The sequence below is a fragment of the Pedobacter sp. KBS0701 genome (assembly GCF_005938645.2).
Classification (GTDB): domain Bacteria; phylum Bacteroidota; class Bacteroidia; order Sphingobacteriales; family Sphingobacteriaceae; genus Pedobacter.
The window spans coordinates 3,269,582-3,287,935 of the sequence record NZ_CP042171.1 but is presented as its reverse complement, the minus strand read 5'-3'; the positions used below and the strand labels follow the sequence as shown (position 1 = coordinate 3,287,935).

Below are 18,354 nucleotides of genomic sequence, written 5' to 3'. Positions count from 1 at the left end.
ATAAAAAAGTGTCGTCATCTCGACCGAAACGTAGTGGAGCGGAGAGATCTATCTCGATAGATTTCTTAAAGGCTGAAGTGGGATTTTAGCTAACGCTCGTTTCTAAAGAGCGTTGAATAATTTATCATGTCAAACGATAGAATCGTTTCCCTATTTATGCACTCGTTTGGAAACGAGCGCAAGCATTTTTCTATTTCAGACCTCGCAGGTTTCAAAAACCTGCGAGGTCTGAACATTAGCATCTTAATTATTTCCCTACTTTTTGCTCAATAACGTACTTACCAGCCGCTAAATCTATTTTGTTACTACCCGTAGTTTTACCATTAACAGAAATAGTTGCTCCGGAATTTATCGGTAAGTTTATGGTTGCTGTAGAGTTAGCCGGAATGATGATATCATATCTAATTCCATCATTTATTCTTTTCCATACACTGATAATCTTCCCATAAGGACCAATGTGGCTGGCTTCGAAAGAATTCAGGCCTTCCACCACATGAGGATTTAGTATTACATGTTTAAAGCCGGGCTGTTTTTCATCTGGTTTAATGCCTCCCGGTGATTTGTATAACCAGGCACCAATTTCTCCAAACATAATATGGTTCATTGAAATATCCGATTTGGCATCTATTGGCCAATTCTCGTATAAAGTGGTGGCTCCGTTTTCCATCCACCAGCCCCAGCTTGGGTAGGTTTTTTGAGCCGCAACTTTATAGGCAATATCGCTGTAACCATTTTCGCTTAGCGCATTTAAAATGGCTTTTGTGCCTAATAATCCAACATCCAAATGGAACCCATCAGCTTCCACACGTTTGGCCAAATTTTCAGCAACCAAAGCAACATATTCTTCGGGTACAATTTTCCAGTATAACGGAACACTCATTTCGGTTTGGATACCCGTATTATAAACGCCTTTTTGTTTATTCAGGTATTTGGCGTTAAAAGCATCTTTTATTTTTTTAGCTAGGGTCGTATATTTAAGGTAATCATCATTTTTACCTAAAATTTTAGCTGCTTTGGCTAAAATTACCACATCTGCATAATAATAACAGGTTGAAGTAAGTTCTACAGGAGATTTAGATTTTACCGGTATCCAATCGCCCAAACCCCAGGTGGTTAAACCCGTTGGGTAGGTTTCATCAATGTGGTTCACGTATTTTCTGATATTTTCGTAACAATCGGCAAGTAGTTTTTTGTCTCCATAAAACAGGTAAACATTCCATGGAATGATGGCGATAGTACTTGTCCAGTCTGGTCCGTTGCCCCATTCGTAGCCCCAGCCGTCAGTAGGAATAATGGAAGGTAACACGCCGTTTGGCTGTTGTTCATCACGGTGATCGGCCAGCCACTTTTCGTAAATGGTAATGCCATCAAACCCGTAAAGCCCTGTTTCTATCGCAATTTGCGCATCACCTGTCCAGCCGTTTTTCTCCCTTTGCGGACAATCGGTCGGGTAACCAAAAAGATTAGATAAGTAAGAATTATTGGTGGCATAGTAGATTTTATTAATGATCGGTTCTGAAGATTTAACATCACCAACCACTGGCACATCGCTATGCATAAAATAGCCTACCAGATCTTCTTTTTTCAACTGCACAGGAGCAGAGCTGGTTACCTCTATATATTGAAAACCTTTATAGTTAAAATGCGGCATAAAACTTTGTACACCTTTTCCATTTAGGATTAAAATATCGGTCTGAAATGGATCAGTATTATCTGTTGGACGGTAATGGGCATCGATGTTTGAAATATCTACATGGCCGTTAGGATATAAACGCTCGCCATGTTTTAGTTTAATAACAGTTCCCGCCGGACCGCTTAGCGTGATTTTACTTACACCAGAAATATTCCTGCCCAGATCGAACAGGTAGGTGGTATCATTAAATTTTCTTAAACTTTTGCTGGCTATTTCTTCAACATTGCGGATGGGGTGCATGGCCTGTGCAACAACGTTTTTAGATGGTGCTGAACGGTAAATCACATTTTTCCAATCTGTATCGTCGAAATTTGGCATGTTCCAGCCTGCTTTTTCCAGACGGGCATCGTAATGTTCGGCGGTATAAATACTATTAAAAATAATTGGACTTAAAGTTGTTTTCCATTCTTTACCCGATTTAATGGTTTCGGTTGTACCATCCTCGTAAGTGATGCGAACATCAAGACAAAAGGTAGGCCTGTTGCGCCAGGGGGCACGGTCGAAATCCCAGACTGCAGTTGATTGGTGATTGTACCATCCATTGCCTAACAATACACCAATAGCATTTTTGCCTTTTGTAATGGCATTAGTTACATCGTAAGTAACATATAAAGTACGCCTGTCAAAACGCGTATACATCGGGTCCATACGGTGGTTGCCAATTTTCTTCCCATTGATTGATAGTTCGTACAATCCGGCTGTAGCGATATAGGCTCTGGCTGACTTGATTTTTTTAATTGTGATAAAGGTATTCCGGAAATAGGGTGCAGGCTTAAGTTTTGTATTTTCGTTATCCGAAATCCATGCGCCACGCCAGTTTTCCATTTTCATCATGCCCGTTTCAAAGCTGGCAATGTAGGTTTTATCTGATTTGTTATTTTTCCTATCTGCAATATCAACCCGCCAGAAATATTTGGTAAAAGGTTTTAGTTGTTGCCCGGAATAAATAACCAGGTTATCATCTGATTTTACCCAGCCTGTGTTCCAAAGTTTTCCGCTAGCTTTAACAAGCATTGCTGAATCGGTATCAACCAGAATGCGGTAGGCTGTTTGTTTGGCTCCCTGGCTGGCATCGTTCATTTGCCAGGTAAAACGCGGATTTAGATTGTCTAAGCCAATCGGATTAACCAGGTATTCGGTTTTTAAAGCAGTTAGCGATTGAGCAAATATTTTGGAAATAGTGGCAAGGGGAAAAACTAAAGCAGTTACCAGGAGAAATCTGAGGTTCATAGTTTAAAGGTTATTCAGAATAACTAAGGTATTAAAATAATGCACTGATAAATGAACGCAATAGAATTTTTACGCATAAAAAAAGACGAAGGTTAATTCGTCTTATATATCTGTGTAATGGCTTACTATCCCAAGATTTCTTTCAGTTTTTCAGTCTGATGATCAGCAAGTTTTTGCAAAGGACCAGATGCTAACATCTTCATCATCATGTTTAAATCAGCTGAAATGATGTGTTTAGCAGTAGTTGTTCCATTTCCATTATCTGCAACTGTCCATTTTAATTCAACATCAAAAGGTGCTTTCTCACTCGGAATTGCAGTTATTTCTTCGTTTTCAACGCGGTTAGAAATCTTAATGGCCAATTTCGCCATATTCTGAATGGTAAATCGTGCATCATCTTCAGTAGATTCCCAGTTGTAAATGTTCTCTGGCATCAATTGCTGATGATTGTTCATATTGGATAGAAAAGTATAAACCTCAGCAACCGGTTTATTAACTTCTACTGTGCTTTCTATAACAGTCATTATATATTTGTCTAGATTTTGTTTTTTACTCCAAACTTAGGACTCTGAACTCAAAACTTGACCTTGTCCCCATTCTGAAGGATTTAAGCGCCATTTGCCTAATAATTCCATATCGCTTTTGGCAATAATACTGTGCTCGGCAGCATAATCGATTAAAGCAGCATAATTAGATAAAGTGAGGTAACGGCATTTTGCAGCGGCAAAGTTTTCGTCTGCTTTTTCGAAACCATAGGTAAAAATTGCAGCTAAACCTGCTACTGATAAACCTGCAGCCCTTAAAGCTTCAACAGCCTGTAAGCTGCTTTTTCCGGTCGAAATTAAATCTTCTATCACCACTACACGCTGGCCTTCTACTACTTCGCCTTCTATTAAACTTCCGGTACCGTGTTCTTTAGCTTTTGCCCTTACATAGATAAATGGTAAACCTAATTCCTGCGCTACTAAAACGCCCTGTGGGATACCAGCGGTTGCAACACCTGCAATAACATCTACAGAACCAAATTCTTCCTGTATGGCCTGTGCCAGTTTCTGACGGATGTAAGTTCTAACCTGAGGGTGGGAAAGGGTAATTCTATTGTCGCAATAAATTGGCGATTTCCAGCCCGATGCCCAAGTGAAGGGATTGTTTGGCTGTAATTTAATTGCTTTTATCTGTAATAAAAATTCCGCTACCTTTAATTCAATATCACTTTTATTATACATGGCTCAAAATTACAGATTTATTTGTGTTTGTCATAACGTTTATTAAGTCCCTTTGTTTTGCATCGGGCAAATAAAAATGTGGGAATCTGGATTTGATTTCGACATTTCAATACTTCAAATATCTGAAATTTTGATGGATGCTAAAAGCGATTTCTTGCCACTTCCTGTAAATCAGGGTGATAAAGAATAGTTGGGTTTACAATGGGCTTATAATTAACTTGGGGTTAGCTTTGTGTAACAATCATTAACCATCACCGTCTTAATCAAAACCTTAAAATTATGATCGTTTTAAAATCAGACTACTTCAGTTCGCATGAGCGCCTTACCCTTTTTATCAACTAAAACCACATTAAACGAGAAGATATTTTAGCAATTACGCAGGCTCCAGGTTTCTTTACCATCTTTTTTTATGCTGATGATGCTGTTGAAGAAATTACGCACGGAATGTTTTCCTGATAAAAATCCTAAACGGTTACCGAAAACACGGATATCCCTTTTGATCCAAATTTGGTTACCTCAGCCCCACTGTAGTTGGTAATTAAAATATTCACGAGCGATAAATCATTAAATTTTAAATAGGATGTTTTCCCTATTTTGCTGGCATCACAGAGCATATAAACGCAATCGCTTTGGGATGCCATAGCTAAAGTATTCGAAGCCTCATGCTCACTACCTGCATACAATCCTTCAGCAGTAATCCCATCTAAACCTAAAAATGCCTTCGAGGCATGGTATCTGGCAATATGTTCGTATGCCATAGTTCCATGAACGGCTTGTCTGGTTGCATCAACCTCTCCTCCAATAAGGTTAATGGTAATCGAGCTGCCCTGCAACTCATTTACTACAGGTAGTGAATTGGTAATTACTTTTATTTTTTTGTTTTTGATAAACTGGCATAACCTAAAGGCCGTGCTTCCGCAGTCTATAAATATAACATCACCATCAATAATATCTGCTGCAGCCCTTTTGCAGATCGCATCTTTCGCCTTTATATTAACTGCCGCTTTGTGGGCAAATGAAACGGGCCTGATCAGTTCACTTAGTTTCATTGCCCCGCCATGGGTTCGGTAGAGCAGCCCGTTAGCAGCCATAGTAGTCAGATCTCTTCTTACGGTAACTTCAGATACATCAATTTCAGCTGCTAATCGTCTGATGTCAACTTCGCCAAACGCTTCTAAAAGTTCGAGGATTTTATGTGCTCTGTTTTGAAATGTCATTTATAATGATTTAATTCGATCAAAAATAATCATAATCAATCAAAAATAATCATATATATGAAAAATATTAATATTCTGAGCACACAAATTCTATCCGATAATTGGTACACCCTCAAAAAACTAAGTTTTGAGATGACAGGGATTGATGGTGCCATATCAATTTTAGAGCGAGAAGCTTACGATAGGGGGAACGGAGCTACTATTTTATTGTATAACAGAGAACATAAAACAGTTGTACTTACCCGTCAGTTCAGGATGCCAACATTTATTAACGGAAATGGGACTGGTTACCTTATTGAGTGCTGCGCGGGATTGTTGGACCAGGATAATGCGGAAGATTGCATCAGAAGAGAAACTGAAGAAGAAACCGGATTTAGAATTAGTCAGGTAGAAAAAGTTTTCGAGGCTTATATGTCGCCAGGTTCGGTTACCGAACTATTATACTTTTTTGTTGCAGCATATTCAGATGATATGAAAATGCATGATGGAGGAGGACTGCAGGAAGAAAATGAAGATATAGAAGTTTTAGAATTACCCTTCGAAAAGGCATTGGAAATGATCATGTCGGGTGAGATAAAGGATGGAAAAACAATTATGCTGCTGCAGTATGCCCAGTTAAGAGGACTATTGTTATAGTTCATTGTTTGAATTTTGCAATGAATTATTTGAATTGCGTAATTGTTCGTAACAAAGCACCCTTTACCTTTGTTATGGTACTAATTAATTTTAAATTTTTATGATAGCAACAAAAGGATATGCGGCACAAAATGCCGAAACGGATCTTGCACCCTGGAATTTTGAGCGCCGGGAAGTAGGGCCTCACGATGTTCAGTTCGAAATACTTTTCTGCGGGGTTTGCCACTCAGATCTGCACCAGATTAAAAATGATTGGTTCCCGGGAATATTCCCAATGGTTCCTGGGCACGAAATTGTAGGCAGGGTGGTGAAGGTTGGAGATCACGTGAAGAAATTTAAGGTGGGCGACCTTGCCGGTACAGGTTGTATGGTAGATTCTTGCCAGGTTTGCGAAAACTGTAAGCAAGATTTAGAACAATATTGTTTAGAAGGAAATACCCAAACATACAATGGTTTAGAAAGAGATGGTAAAACACCAACTTATGGCGGGTATTCTGATACGATTGTAGTAAGAGAAGAATTTGTACTTCATGTATCAGACAAATTAAATCTTGCTGCTGTAGCACCACTTTTATGCGCAGGTATTACTACTTATTCGCCTTTAAGACACTGGAAAGTAGGGAAAGGTCATAAATTGGCCGTATTAGGTTTAGGTGGTTTGGGCCACATGGCGGTGAAATTTGGTGTAGCTTTTGGTGCTGAAGTAACAGTATTAAGTACTTCGCCTAAAAAAGAAGAAGATGCTAAAAAATTAGGTGCACATCATTTTGTGGTAACTACCGATCCTGAGCAGGTTAAAGCAGCTAAAGGTACCTTCGATTTTATTTTGGATACGGTATCTGCTGAACATGATTTTAACATGTATCTTTCTTTATTAAGGACAAATGGTACACATATCTGTGTGGGAGTTCCACCAAAACCGGCAGAAATTGCAGCTTTCAGTTTATTGGGCGGCCGAAAAAGTTTAGCGGGATCGGGTATTGGCGGTATTGCCGAAACTCAGGAAATGCTGGATTTCTGTGCAGAAAACAATATCGTTTCAGATATCGAAATGATTGATATGAAAGATATTCACACTGCTTACGATAGGATGCAAAAGGGCGATGTACGTTACAGGTTTGTGATTGATATGGCTACATTGTAGTTCATGCATAACCAATAAAATGATAGGGATTTGGAACAGAAGGTTTCTAAATCCCTTTTTTTTAGACGCTTTAATAACGACAAATTTGACCAGTCTTTGTTTGTATTGATAACTGATGATTAATATTCATTTTTTAGCGTGTAAGGTATTTTAGGACTTATAAACCAACTTATTTCTCATATCTCTTATATCGCTAAATACGATGTTAATAACTTAGATGTTCTCAGGTGCCTCAGGTGGTAGATTAAATTCGAGCATTTTTTATGACCATCTTAGGTCACCTTAGTTTTACTCAAAGCACTTCACTTCTTTTAATAAATTCGGCCAGTGGAATACGATGTTCTGCTTCAACTCTGGCAATCTGTTTTTCATTTTCGCTAAAAAGGTGATCCAGTGTACTCAACGAATCTTTAAGGTAAGATATGGATAACATCAGTGAAATTCTGTTCCTGATCTTATCGGCAAAGAATATTTCCATCAATATTAAACTGATCAGAAAAAGGTAATGGTTGAATATAATATTATTGGTACTCTTTGAGAAAGTAGGGAGACCTATCATACCAAAAAATAAATCTATAATTAAAGGAATACCGATAATCGCAAGAAGCGAAAATCCGCTAACTTTTAAAGTAATTCCTTTTTCAGCATGCTTGATCTGTTCGTTAAAGGCCGAAAACTTGCTTTTAAAAGGAGTTTCCCTATTGTTCTGTTGCTGTTCTAATTTTTGAAGCTCTTTACCATGCTCGATATCAATTTTCCGTACCTGTTCTACAATATGGGCTTCGGCATTGTTCAGCTTTTCCTGATCTTCTACTATAGATTCCTGTTCGGCAATAATTTTGTCCATTACCAGCAGGTCTTCCGGAATACCATGGCGAAGTTTTTGTTCTGCAGCTACAATGCGGTTATCCAATTGTTTAAACTGCCTTTTAAGCTCAATAATTTCTTTGTTAAAATACTCTTTTTTTGAGGCGTAGCTACTTTCGAGGCTGTTGAGTGCCGAAACGTATTCGAAATCAGCCAAAAGCTGTTCATTAATGGCAAAACGCTGATACAGCCCATTTAATTTGATGAATAGTTCGCCTGTTGATTTTTCCGGATTAGAAAGATCATTTCGATATGCTTCCAGATCTTTTTCTGATAATGAAGGTATGGGCATGGCAGATTAAAAGGTTAAAAATATGAAAAATATTTATCGTTACAGGAATTATAAGTGCTGTTTTCCCTTCAAATATTCCATTATGACTATTAAACCATTTTTTTTACAATCTAGTATATCAAGTTTTTGATGAAGGAAGATTTTTTGTGTGAATACAATCTTTTAGTATTCAGTTATTTAGAGTCAGTATTTTAATTTGGGTGAAATATTTTTTGATTTTTTTTATCAGTTTAATAAATTATTCTATATTTGTAGCAAGCAAGGGGTGAGAGCCTTGCATCAATCTTTGATTGAGAGCGTTAATTTAGATAAGGTTACAACATTAATTGTTGTAACCTTTTTTTATATCCTATAAATAACCCAACAATTTTTCTAAATTTAGAGCATTGCAAAATATATAGGTTTCACAGAAAGAAATCTTTAAATGTAAGTGGGAAAGAGCGGGTTGCTATAGAAAAGCAACATTCGCTATTTAAAGCGTGTTAAAAATATATGCCAAGAAATTATAGAATTTATATCAACGATAACACTTTGTTTATCTCAGACTTTTTGCCTGAGCAAAAAGAAAAAATTCAACAGTTAGAATTTCAGGATTTTAATCTGGAAACATTCTATAAAAAATTAAAAAATGGTTCCAGAAAGAGCTATATTTTCTTGACAAAAAATCCTCAGGAAACCTTTAAAAAGTTAAAGAAAGATTGTACCATTATAAAGGCCGCAGGTGGTTTGGTAGAGAGTGCAAACGGTAATTTTCTGTTTATTTTTAGAAATAAAAAATGGGATTTGCCTAAAGGAAAGCTTGAAGAAGGTGAAAAAATGAAGGAAGCAGCTGTTCGTGAGGTAGAAGAAGAGTGTGGAATCAGGGTTTTTAAACGTGAAGAAAAGCTTTGTAAAACCTATCATGTATATCCGATAGGAGCCAAAATGGTGATCAAGAAAACCAATTGGTACAAAATGAAGGTTAAAGGCGAACCTAAATTGGTCCCTCAAAAAGAAGAAGGCATTGATGAAGCGGTTTGGCTGGATAAAAACCACATTTCTCCAGTGGTTAAAAATACATTTCCATCAATTATGGATGTGTTAAAGGCCGGTGGGATTTTGTAGTGCGGATCAGAAATCTAATCGTGGTGTCAGATATTTCTATCTGACACGGTCGGAACAGGCTTTCCATAGTTGCAGTACAATTTCCTGAAACAGATCACGTTGTTCTTCGGCATCTTTCATATACATTTTGGAAATCCTATGTATAATGCCTTTATGCTGATTGATCAAGTTGAGAAATATGTTTTCTGCTTCTTTCATTGTATACCAATAGGTAACTGATTTTTAAAAACGTTACAGATTTATTGAAATAAATTGTGGTGTCAGATATTTCTATCTGACACAAATTAAAGCAAATTAGAAATCTGTAAGTAAATGTATCTATGAGTTAGGTGGTAACACCTGACTTTACATCTCTTACTGGTCTGAGCGAGATGCTAAGACTGTTCAAAAACGTTACTACAGGGTTACACAAATAAAACACGCTGTCCTAAAGACACGCTCTGAAAGAAGGGAATAATGTATCTAAGATAAACCTGGATTTAAATCTGGGTTTATCTGTGCGCATCTGTGATTAACAAAAACTATAAAAAACCAAGTGCCTCTTTGGGTACAAATGGGCTCACATCGCCGTGGTTTCTCAAAATATCGCGAACAATGGTTGAACTGATGGCTGAGTATTCTGGTTTGCTTAAAAGCAGGATGGTTTCTACTTCAGGCATCATGGTCTGATTGATCTGTGCAATGGCTCGTTCATATTCAAAATCAGCAGCTGAACGGATACCACGTACCATATAGGTGGCGTCAATTTTTCGGCAAAAATCGACTGTTAAACCTTCATAAGTTTGGATTTCGATGTTCTGATAGCCCTTAAAAACAGTCTGTAAAATCTGAAGACGCTGCTCTGCACTTAAGAAATTCTGTTTAGAACTGTTTAGTCCGATACCCACTACAATTTTATCGAAAAGTGGGGTAGCACGTTGTAGAATATTGACATGGGCGATGGTGATCGGATCAAATGAGCCTGGAAATAGTGCTATCTTCATGATTCAAATATAGATTTTTATAGCGAAAGGACGAAGTTGGATTCATCTCAAATTCAGTCGGTCGTCACCCTGAATTTAATTCAGGGTCTTTATACTAAAAGATGCTGAAATAAATTCAGCATGACAATTCAGGGGCTTCGGTATTTTTTGCCACGGAAACACAGATTGCACGGAATAGTCTTTGGTTAGGATTTGCCACCATTAAGAAATTTAGAACATTAAGGTGATCTATGGCACTATACTGGAACAGACCGTTCATTTTAAGCCTGATTGCAATGGAAAGCCCGGAACCCGATTCTTCATCGGGTGAGGACTTGCAATGAAAAGCAGGACTAAAGGCTGCCACAACGCGCTAAATGCTCACTTTTTAAAAATAAATTAACTATGCGCCATTAACTAATGGACTAATGACCAATGAACAATTGAACTACTATAACTCAAAAAAGCTGAACGATGAATTGCCGTATTTTCTAGTTTCGGTGTAGCCGGGCTGGCTGTTCAGTTTCATGTTACTTTGGTGTTCTACAATCAACAAGCCATCGGGTTTAAGCAATTGTTGCTCTTTTACCATCACCGGAATCTGTGGAATGTTAGGCATATTGTAGGGCGGATCGGCAAAGATCAGATCGTAAGCACCAGTCATTTGTTTTAATAACTTGAACACATCGCCTTTACGCACATCAACTTGATCAAACTGGTGTTGTTTTGCTGTGTTTTTAACCCAGTTTACGCAACCATAATCCATATCAACGGCTAAAATACTTTCTGCTCCACGTGAGGCAAATTCGAAGGTCAGGTTTCCGGTACCACAGAATAAATCGAGTACGGAACAGGCTTCGAAATCGTATTTATTGTTTAGGATGTTAAACAGCGCTTCTTTGGCCATATCCGTAGTAGGACGTACCGGTAAATTTGCAGGGGGCTGCAAACGGATACCCTTTAATTTGCCACCGATTATTCGCATAAATCTAAAGCAAGCAGGCCGCTGAAATAATGTTTAGGCATATCGGCCAATAACTCACTATTTTTTTGTTTTCCGGCCGGAAAGAAGAAATAAAGTTGATTGAAATATTTTAACAAACAATTGTAATGTTCGTCGTCTTCATTAATAATGCCCTGAATGTAAACAGGAATGGCATCATTTAAGCTTAATTGTTCAATCATTAACAACAGGAAATAATTAAACTCTTCGGCAGTTTCTGATTCGTAATGGTTCTGAAAAACAACCTTTTTGTCTTTGGTATACAGTACGTTGAATGATACTGCAGTAAAATCGATCAGTAAAGATTCATCGGCTAAATGGCTAAATAAAGCTACCAGCGGTTCTGATTGTGGAAATAAATCGGCTTCCTGTGGTAAATTTGCTTTTACTTCATCATTTAAACAAAAAACGGTGTTAAAACCAAGTTCTTTGTTGTGTTTGGAATAAACTTTTGCATCCGAACCGAGATATTGGGCATAAACAGCTAGATTCTCATCATCAAACCACTCATCAGGAATAAAAATGAAATTGGAAGTATGTATTGCTGCTTTAACCGCTCCATAATTTAAAGAAAGATAGGAATCTGTTTCAAAAGCCAATTTGAGGTCTTTCTCAACATTTTCACAGCCCTGTTTATCAAAAATGAGGTTAATCTCTTCTTTATCCTTATTAACCACCGCATAAGAAAAGCTGTCATTCGTTATTTTTAACAATAAATGGCAGTTTGCAGACGCAGCTGTGTTAAAGTTTGGGTCGACCAATAAGAGACTATTGTTACTCATTGAAACAAAAATAGAGTTTTTTAAGGATTAACGGTAAGATGAGGTTAAATTTTTGATTTTCCCCCTTATGTTTTAGTTTTTTGCCACGGAGTTCACGGAAACAATTCCCAGCCATTTTACTTTCTAATTGCCCAATGCACCTTTTTACCACCTGAGACACCTTAGTTCACTTAGTGAATTTATATTCGCCCAAAAATATACGATTAACTTTGTGTTCTTTGTGCCTTTGTGGTTCATCCCTTTCTCTGCGTGATTTGCAATTAAAAGTGTATTGAATTTTTACCACAGATAAAAATGATAAACACAGATCTCTTGTGTAAATTTTTAACTTAATAAGTGAACTGATATACATAGGCCACGGAAACACAGAAGACACGGAAACAATTCCTAGCCATTTTGCTTTCTAATTGCCCAATGAACCTTTTTACCACCTGAGACACCTTAGTTCAATTAGTAAACTTATGTTCGCCCAAAAATATATGATTAACTTTGTGCTCTTTGTGCCTTTGTAGTTCATCCCTTTCTCTGCGTGATTTGCAATTAAACGTGTATGGAATTTTTTTACTACATATAAAAAGAATAAACACAGATCTCTTGTGTAAATTTTTAACTTAAGTAAGTGAACTGATATACATTGGCCACGGAAACACAGAAGACACGGAAATAATTCCTAGCCATTTCGCTTTCTAATTGCCAAATGAACCTTTTTACCACCTGAGACACCTTAGTTCAATTAGTGAATTTATATTCGCCCAAAAATATACGATTAACTTTGTGTTCTTTGTGCCTTTGTGGTTCATCCCTTTCTCTGCGTGATTTGCAATTAAAAGTGTTTCTAAAATATCTGTGTCTGTGAAGATCTGTGGTAAAAATGTCTTTGTTTTTTTACCAAAATCAAACCTTTCGGCTATTCAAAAATCAAAATATTCGGCTTAAATTCGGAACATGAGTTATAAGCCTACCTATAAAGCGGCAAACACGATTGCAGCAACGATAGAACAACATTTTGTTAAACTGCATAAAAATGCAATTGAACAGGGTGAGATAGATTTGGCTACTCAACCTGATCAAAAAATAATTGAAGCGATAATTGATGTTGCTTTTTGGAGCAGCCTGCGAAAGGAGGAGGGGCATTCGCCGCGGATTTCTATTGCTTTTTTACCTCCGGAACAAACCTCAAAACCATTGCTTTTTGCCAAAAAGTTAGCGTTAAATGCGAATACCTTAACCAAAATAGCACCTGGGATTGAACGTTCTGGAATCCACCTGGGCGTTTGGGAAGAAGATGGAGAACTTTACATCTGGGGTACAACCCTTAATATTCCGAACTTTTGTTTTGTAGTGGATGTTTCTGAACCGGGATTAATCGTAATTAAACACCGGAGGATTTATGGCATTGGCAAGTTTACCAACGTTGCTGTGCTAAAAGGCGAGCAGATCCGCATTGTTGATGATAGGAGCTGTACCAATAAAGACTGTCCACCGATTTTGCAGGCGCTGTTGGATTTAACCGTTTTAGCGAGCTGGAACGATCCGATTAATATCCTGATCCAGTTTTCGGTTTCGATGCGTGCGCATGGCCGGGGTGGGGCATTGTTGATTGTACCTAAAGGAGATACGAAATGGGAGGAATCCATTATCCACCCGATACAATATTTGGTAGAACCTCCATTTTGTGGATTGTCAAACCTGGCGAAACAGAACGGAAATCAGAGTGAAATTTTCTCGCAGGGCGCTGTTCGCCGTGAGGTAGAGCATTTGGCTGGTTTAACTGCTGTTGATGGTGCAACAATCATCAACGAAGAATTTGATCTGATTGCATTTGGCGCGAAAATAGGCCGTGCTAAAGGTAAACCAACAGTAGAGCAGATTGCTTTTTCGGAGCCGATTGTTGGCGGAGAAGATAAAATCCTTTATCCCGGACAGCTTGGAGGGACGAGGCACTTTTCTGTGGCCCAGTTTGTTAACGATCAGCCCCAATCTATTGGTTTGGTAGCCTCTCAGGATGGCCATTTTACCATTTTCAGTTATAGCAAAAAACAAAATATGGTCATGGCACACCGCATAGAAACACTACTTCTGTAGTTTAAATTGCTTAATTTTTACATTGTTTTATTGTTGAGATAAGGAGCACTTAGAAAAGAGCATTACCTTTGCCACCTAAACCGTATTGCAGCGGCATCCCCCGATTTTTTCATCGGGGATATAGCGGAAAGACGGACTATCGTAACCGATTAGCATTGCAATTGCTTTTCAAAACAAAAAAAGATTGTTTTTTAGAACGGTAGCGGTAAACAGTTAACCCATTTTTCAGTTGAAAGTTTTCAGTTACCAAATAAACCAGTAATAGTTCAAAGTCAGTTAACCAATTAACCATTCAGAAATTAGCCTTAAATGATCCAGGATAAAAGCCAGCTTATTGCCTCAGCATACGAGCATACACCAACCAAAGAGCAGTTGCTTTTTTGCGAGCGGATGTCGGTGTTTTTGCAACAGGAGGATGAATACCGCTGTTTTGTATTAAAAGGTTATGCAGGTACGGGTAAAACTACTTCTGTAGCGGCCCTGGTTAAGGTGCTGGCTAAATTTAACCTGCGTAGCGAATTGCTTGCACAAACCGGAAGGGCGGCAAAGGTTATGAGCCAGTATTCGTACAGAAAAGCGTTAACCATACATAAACGGATTTACCGGAAACGTTCAGCAGCATCGCCCGAAATGCAGTTCCAGCTGGCCCCAAATCTCTCCGAGAATACGCTTTTTATCATTGATGAGGCTTCGATGATTGCTGATGAATTTAATGAAACAGGCTCTTCGATCTTAAGGGATCTGCTCGAATTTGTATACAATACTAAAAACTGTTTCCTGCTTTTTGTGGGCGATACCGCACAATTGCCTCCTGTGGGGAGTTTAGATAGTCCGGCATTGAACGAACAATATCTTAAAGATAAATTTGCCTTAACCGTTTCGTCGGTTGAACTCAAAGAAGTGGTTAGGCAGGGAAAAAAATCTGGAATTTTGGCTAATGCCACGATGCTGCGAAACCAGATTGCCAAAAATCCTGAAAATCCATTACCTAAATTCCTGACTAAAAACTACACTGATATTTATAACATGGCCGGTGCACGCCTGGTAGAAGGCCTGGAGTATGCTTACCGCAAATTCGGCATGGAAAATACCCTGGTGGTTTGCCGTTCCAATAAATCGGCCAATGTGTATAACCAGCAAATCAGGGCGAGATTGTTATACCGTGAAGAGGAGTTAACAGGGGGCGATCAGATTATGGTGGTGCGTAATAATTATTTCTGGCTGCCTGAGAACGAGGATACTGCTTTTATTGCCAATGGCGATATGGCGAAAGTGATCCGCGTAAGGGGAGAGGAAGAACGTTATGGCTTCCGCTTTGCCGATGCAACTTTAGAGTTTATGGATTTTCCGGCGGCAGGACAGATTAGCTGTAAAGTCATGCTGGATACGCTCAATTTAGAAAGTGCAAATCTGCCTTACGAACAAAATAAGAAGCTTTTTGACGGGCTTAATGAAGATTATGAGCATATTGCCAATAAACGGCAACGGATGTTGGCCATAAAAGCCGATCCTTTTTATAACGCCCTGCAAATTAAGTTTGCTTATGCGGTAACCTGTCATAAAGCACAGGGTGGACAGTGGGATGCTGTTTTTGCTGACCAGGGTTATCTTACAGAAGAAATGATTGATCTTGATTTTCTACGCTGGTTATATACTGCAGTAACCCGTGCGAAAAAAGAGTTATATTTAGTCAATTTTGCGCCACAGCTTTTTGCGAAGACGGCGCAGGAGGATTACTTTTAGATGAAAATAACCACGAAGACACTAAGGCACAATTTTTTGTTCTCGTGCTGTACAAGTTAAATAAGTTAGCCATAAAGTTATTTCTTTGTTTTTTCGTGCCTTTGTGGTGCATAATCAAAATGAGATAATCACTATGATCGAACATACTAACCGAATTATATGATGAAATTTGCCTTTAGTCTTAAAAATAAGTTAAAAATCGCTTTCCTGCTTTTCTGTATCATGTGCTGCACCTTATTAATTCGTTTTTTGGAAGATAAAAGTGTAGAAAAGATTAATGAATCTTTTATTTCAATGTACAATGACAGGCTTGTACCGGCAACAGACTTATATTTTATTGCCGAAAATCTGCATTATAAAAATGAGATCCTTCAAGAGATATTGTTGGGCAATGGTGCTGTTCATCCCTCAACTGGTATGATTAAAATGAATAAGCATAACCGTAAAATAGATTCGGTAATTAACAAATACGAACTTACTTTATTGGTAAAGCAGGAGAAAAGCTTTCTAAACGACCTTAAAAAGGCAATAACTGTTCAGCAAGGATTGGAGGCTAAAATTTTGAACATGGCTGGCACAGAGGGTAAGATAATTTATGAGTCAATGGGTAGGAATGCAGCAAAACAGACTTTAGCTAAACTTTCTGCGCTCATTAAAATACAATCTAAAGTTGGGAACGAGTTGATTAAAGGATCGGAAATTTTTGTTTCAGGAACCAAGGTTTACTCCACTTTACAGGTGATTTTGGCCATTGTGATCGGAATTATGATTGTGGCCATTGTTTCGGCTTCTAATGCAGTGAAAATTCAGAGTGAGAAGTTTAATTTGAATTAGATTTTACCAAAAAGGCATGAAGGCACAAAGCAACTCTTTTTATCTCAACTGTAGCGCGTAGGTCCTTCGACTCCGCTCAGGATGACAAAGCGAGTAAAGTAACTGATCAGAGATCTATCCAGTGTTAATCTGTGTTTTCCTGGCTAGTAACAAGTTTCGTCATCTCGACCGTAGAGGAGAGATCTATGAGCAGATTTCTTCATTCCGTTTCACTCCATCCTATGGCTATCGGATCGAAATGACGATTTTTATGTTATTTTATTACTATTCAGCGTCTTCATCTGTCAGCAATCTGATCGAATCATCAGAAAGTACGATTAAACGTTCTTTATACAATGATCCGATTGTTTTCTTAAAAGCACTTTTACTAATCTGGAAACGGTGATAAATATCTTCAGGAGAACTTTTATCGCCCAGTTTGATCACACCATCACTCTTTTTTAGCTCCCTTAAGACCATTTCTTTCGAATCGAGGATATGGCCGTAACCGCTTGGTTGTAAGGTTAAATCGATCTTGCCTTCCACGCGGATTTTCTTGATCCAGCCCTTGCGCATTTCGCCAGGTTGAACATTATCGAAAACCTCGTTATTGTAAAGCAAACCGATATAAGTATTGTTGATAATGGCATTATAACCAAGGTCTGTTTCTTCTGTGATTAGCAAGCTTACTTCATCACCTTCTTCAAAATCAAAGCCATCTTCTTCAACAAAATCATATAGTTTAGAAGAAGCCAACAGGCGATCATTACTTTCGTCTAAATACAGGTAAACCACATATTTATAGCCTTTTTGCATTGGCCTTTTTTGCTCACGATCTGGCACATATACATCTTTATCAATACCGAGGTCCATAAAAACGCCATCATCACCATCAGAAACCACTTTCAAAAAAGCAAAATCGCCCACTTCAGCATAAGCTTTCTGGGTGGTTCCGGTTAAGCGGCCATCTTTCTGTACAAACACAAATACATTAATGTTATCGCCAATTTCTACACCATTCGGAACGTATTGGTAAGGCAGAATGACCAGTTTATCGCCGTCAGTTAAGTTTAATCCAGCTTCTGTTTTGCTTAAAATTCTTAACTCGTTGTATTTTCCTATTTCAATCATTTTATTGGGGTTTAACCATTTTCTTCAATGGCTTTTATTGCAAAGGTAGCAATGTTTATTGGTTCATTGATCATTTGTTCATTGGTTTGGCATATTGCACAAATGCCTCCGTGTTAATCTGTGCATCCGTGGCCCGTTAAATAGGCTATCAATGACAGATTTAAAAAATCGCCGTCATTTCGATCCGATAGTTATCGGATGAAGCGCAGCGAAATGGAGAGATCTATCGAAACAGATTTAGCTTCACTGGGCACTACATGGTTCTTGACTGCGTTACCGATGTAAAATCGATACAGGTAGCACTCCGCTCGAAATGACAGCAACTAGAGAGGGATTTTTATGAATAGATTAATTTCTGTTAATCATATTGATTTTTATATAATAAATTATTCCTCAGGATGGCAACAAGCTGCAGAATGCAGCTAC

Annotated in this window: 16 protein-coding genes; 6 read left to right on the top strand and 10 right to left on the bottom strand. The window is 38.1% G+C overall.

Features of this window, described 5'->3' with window-relative positions; genetic code table 11:
• Nucleotides 1-247: 247 nt before the first annotated feature.
• From FFJ24_RS13280 to FFJ24_RS13265, 4 genes are all read right to left on the bottom strand, one after another.
• On the bottom strand, nt 248-2,923 hold the full coding sequence (locus FFJ24_RS13280) for an alpha-L-rhamnosidase (protein ID WP_138821945.1): 2,676 nt from the start codon (nt 2,921-2,923) through the stop codon (nt 248-250).
• 125 nt (nt 2,924-3,048) lie between these two features.
• Complete coding sequence (locus FFJ24_RS13275; protein ID WP_138821944.1) at nt 3,049-3,447, bottom strand: SRPBCC family protein; 399 nt, start codon at nt 3,445-3,447, stop codon at nt 3,049-3,051.
• A gap of 36 nt (nt 3,448-3,483) precedes the next feature.
• Nucleotides 3,484-4,149, bottom strand: coding sequence for an orotate phosphoribosyltransferase (gene pyrE / locus FFJ24_RS13270; RefSeq protein ID WP_138821943.1), 666 nt, complete (start codon nt 4,147-4,149; stop codon nt 3,484-3,486).
• Between the two features lie 464 nt (nt 4,150-4,613).
• Nucleotides 4,614-5,366: a DeoR/GlpR family DNA-binding transcription regulator gene (locus FFJ24_RS13265; RefSeq protein WP_138821942.1), complete on the bottom strand. Its 753-nt coding sequence runs from the start codon at nt 5,364-5,366 to the stop codon at nt 4,614-4,616.
• Nucleotides 5,367-5,423: 57 nt separating this feature from the next.
• Between FFJ24_RS13265 and nudK the strand changes: the two genes are divergently transcribed.
• Nucleotides 5,424-6,002 (top strand): GDP-mannose pyrophosphatase NudK, encoded by a 579-nt coding sequence (nudK, locus tag FFJ24_RS13260; protein WP_138821941.1) that lies wholly within the window; start codon nt 5,424-5,426, stop codon nt 6,000-6,002.
• 100 nt (nt 6,003-6,102) lie between these two features.
• Entirely contained in the window at nt 6,103-7,146 is a 1,044-nt protein-coding gene (locus FFJ24_RS13255; protein ID WP_138821940.1) for an NAD(P)-dependent alcohol dehydrogenase, read from the top strand.
• 292 nt (nt 7,147-7,438) lie between these two features.
• Here the strand turns inward: FFJ24_RS13255 and FFJ24_RS13250 are convergent, their stop codons facing one another.
• On the bottom strand, nt 7,439-8,305 hold the full coding sequence (locus FFJ24_RS13250; protein WP_138821939.1) for a hypothetical protein: 867 nt from the start codon (nt 8,303-8,305) through the stop codon (nt 7,439-7,441).
• Between the two features lie 492 nt (nt 8,306-8,797).
• Between FFJ24_RS13250 and FFJ24_RS13245 the strand changes: the two genes are divergently transcribed.
• Nucleotides 8,798-9,409: an NUDIX domain-containing protein gene (locus tag FFJ24_RS13245; RefSeq protein ID WP_138821938.1), complete on the top strand. Its 612-nt coding sequence runs from the start codon at nt 8,798-8,800 to the stop codon at nt 9,407-9,409.
• A gap of 36 nt (nt 9,410-9,445) precedes the next feature.
• On the opposite strand, the gene FFJ24_RS13240 is transcribed toward FFJ24_RS13245, so the two are convergent.
• From FFJ24_RS13240 to FFJ24_RS13225, 4 genes are all read right to left on the bottom strand, one after another.
• Nucleotides 9,446-9,607 carry a sigma factor gene (locus FFJ24_RS13240; protein ID WP_138821937.1) on the bottom strand — a complete coding sequence of 54 codons (162 nt, stop codon included), beginning with the start codon at nt 9,605-9,607 and terminating at the stop codon, nt 9,446-9,448.
• 323 nt (nt 9,608-9,930) lie between these two features.
• Entirely contained in the window at nt 9,931-10,392 is a 462-nt protein-coding gene (gene coaD, locus FFJ24_RS13235) for a pantetheine-phosphate adenylyltransferase (RefSeq protein WP_138821936.1), read from the bottom strand.
• Nucleotides 10,393-10,822: 430 nt separating this feature from the next.
• Nucleotides 10,823-11,356, bottom strand: coding sequence for a 16S rRNA (guanine(966)-N(2))-methyltransferase RsmD (rsmD, locus tag FFJ24_RS13230; protein ID WP_138821935.1), 534 nt, complete (start codon nt 11,354-11,356; stop codon nt 10,823-10,825).
• Nucleotides 11,347-12,156: a DUF3822 family protein gene (locus FFJ24_RS13225; RefSeq protein ID WP_138821934.1), complete on the bottom strand. Its 810-nt coding sequence runs from the start codon at nt 12,154-12,156 to the stop codon at nt 11,347-11,349. Before FFJ24_RS13225 ends, rsmD begins: the two co-directional genes overlap by 10 nt.
• A gap of 945 nt (nt 12,157-13,101) precedes the next feature.
• Between FFJ24_RS13225 and FFJ24_RS13220 the strand changes: the two genes are divergently transcribed.
• The 3 genes from FFJ24_RS13220 (at nt 13,102) to FFJ24_RS13210 (ending at nt 16,818) form a co-directional block, all read left to right on the top strand.
• Entirely contained in the window at nt 13,102-14,241 is a 1,140-nt protein-coding gene (locus FFJ24_RS13220) for a putative sensor domain DACNV-containing protein (RefSeq protein ID WP_138821933.1), read from the top strand.
• A 309-nt stretch (nt 14,242-14,550) separates the two neighbouring features.
• Nucleotides 14,551-15,984: an ATP-dependent RecD-like DNA helicase gene (locus tag FFJ24_RS13215; protein ID WP_138821932.1), complete on the top strand. Its 1,434-nt coding sequence runs from the start codon at nt 14,551-14,553 to the stop codon at nt 15,982-15,984.
• Between the two features lie 159 nt (nt 15,985-16,143).
• The gene (locus FFJ24_RS13210; protein ID WP_246862614.1) at nt 16,144-16,818 is read left to right on the top strand and encodes an MCP four helix bundle domain-containing protein; all 675 of its coding nucleotides are present in this window, start codon (nt 16,144-16,146) and stop codon (nt 16,816-16,818) included.
• 264 nt (nt 16,819-17,082) lie between these two features.
• On the opposite strand, the gene FFJ24_RS13205 is transcribed toward FFJ24_RS13210, so the two are convergent.
• Nucleotides 17,083-17,928 carry a S1 RNA-binding domain-containing protein gene (locus FFJ24_RS13205; RefSeq protein WP_138821931.1) on the bottom strand — a complete coding sequence of 282 codons (846 nt, stop codon included), beginning with the start codon at nt 17,926-17,928 and terminating at the stop codon, nt 17,083-17,085.
• Nucleotides 17,929-18,354: the final 426 nt, after the last annotated feature.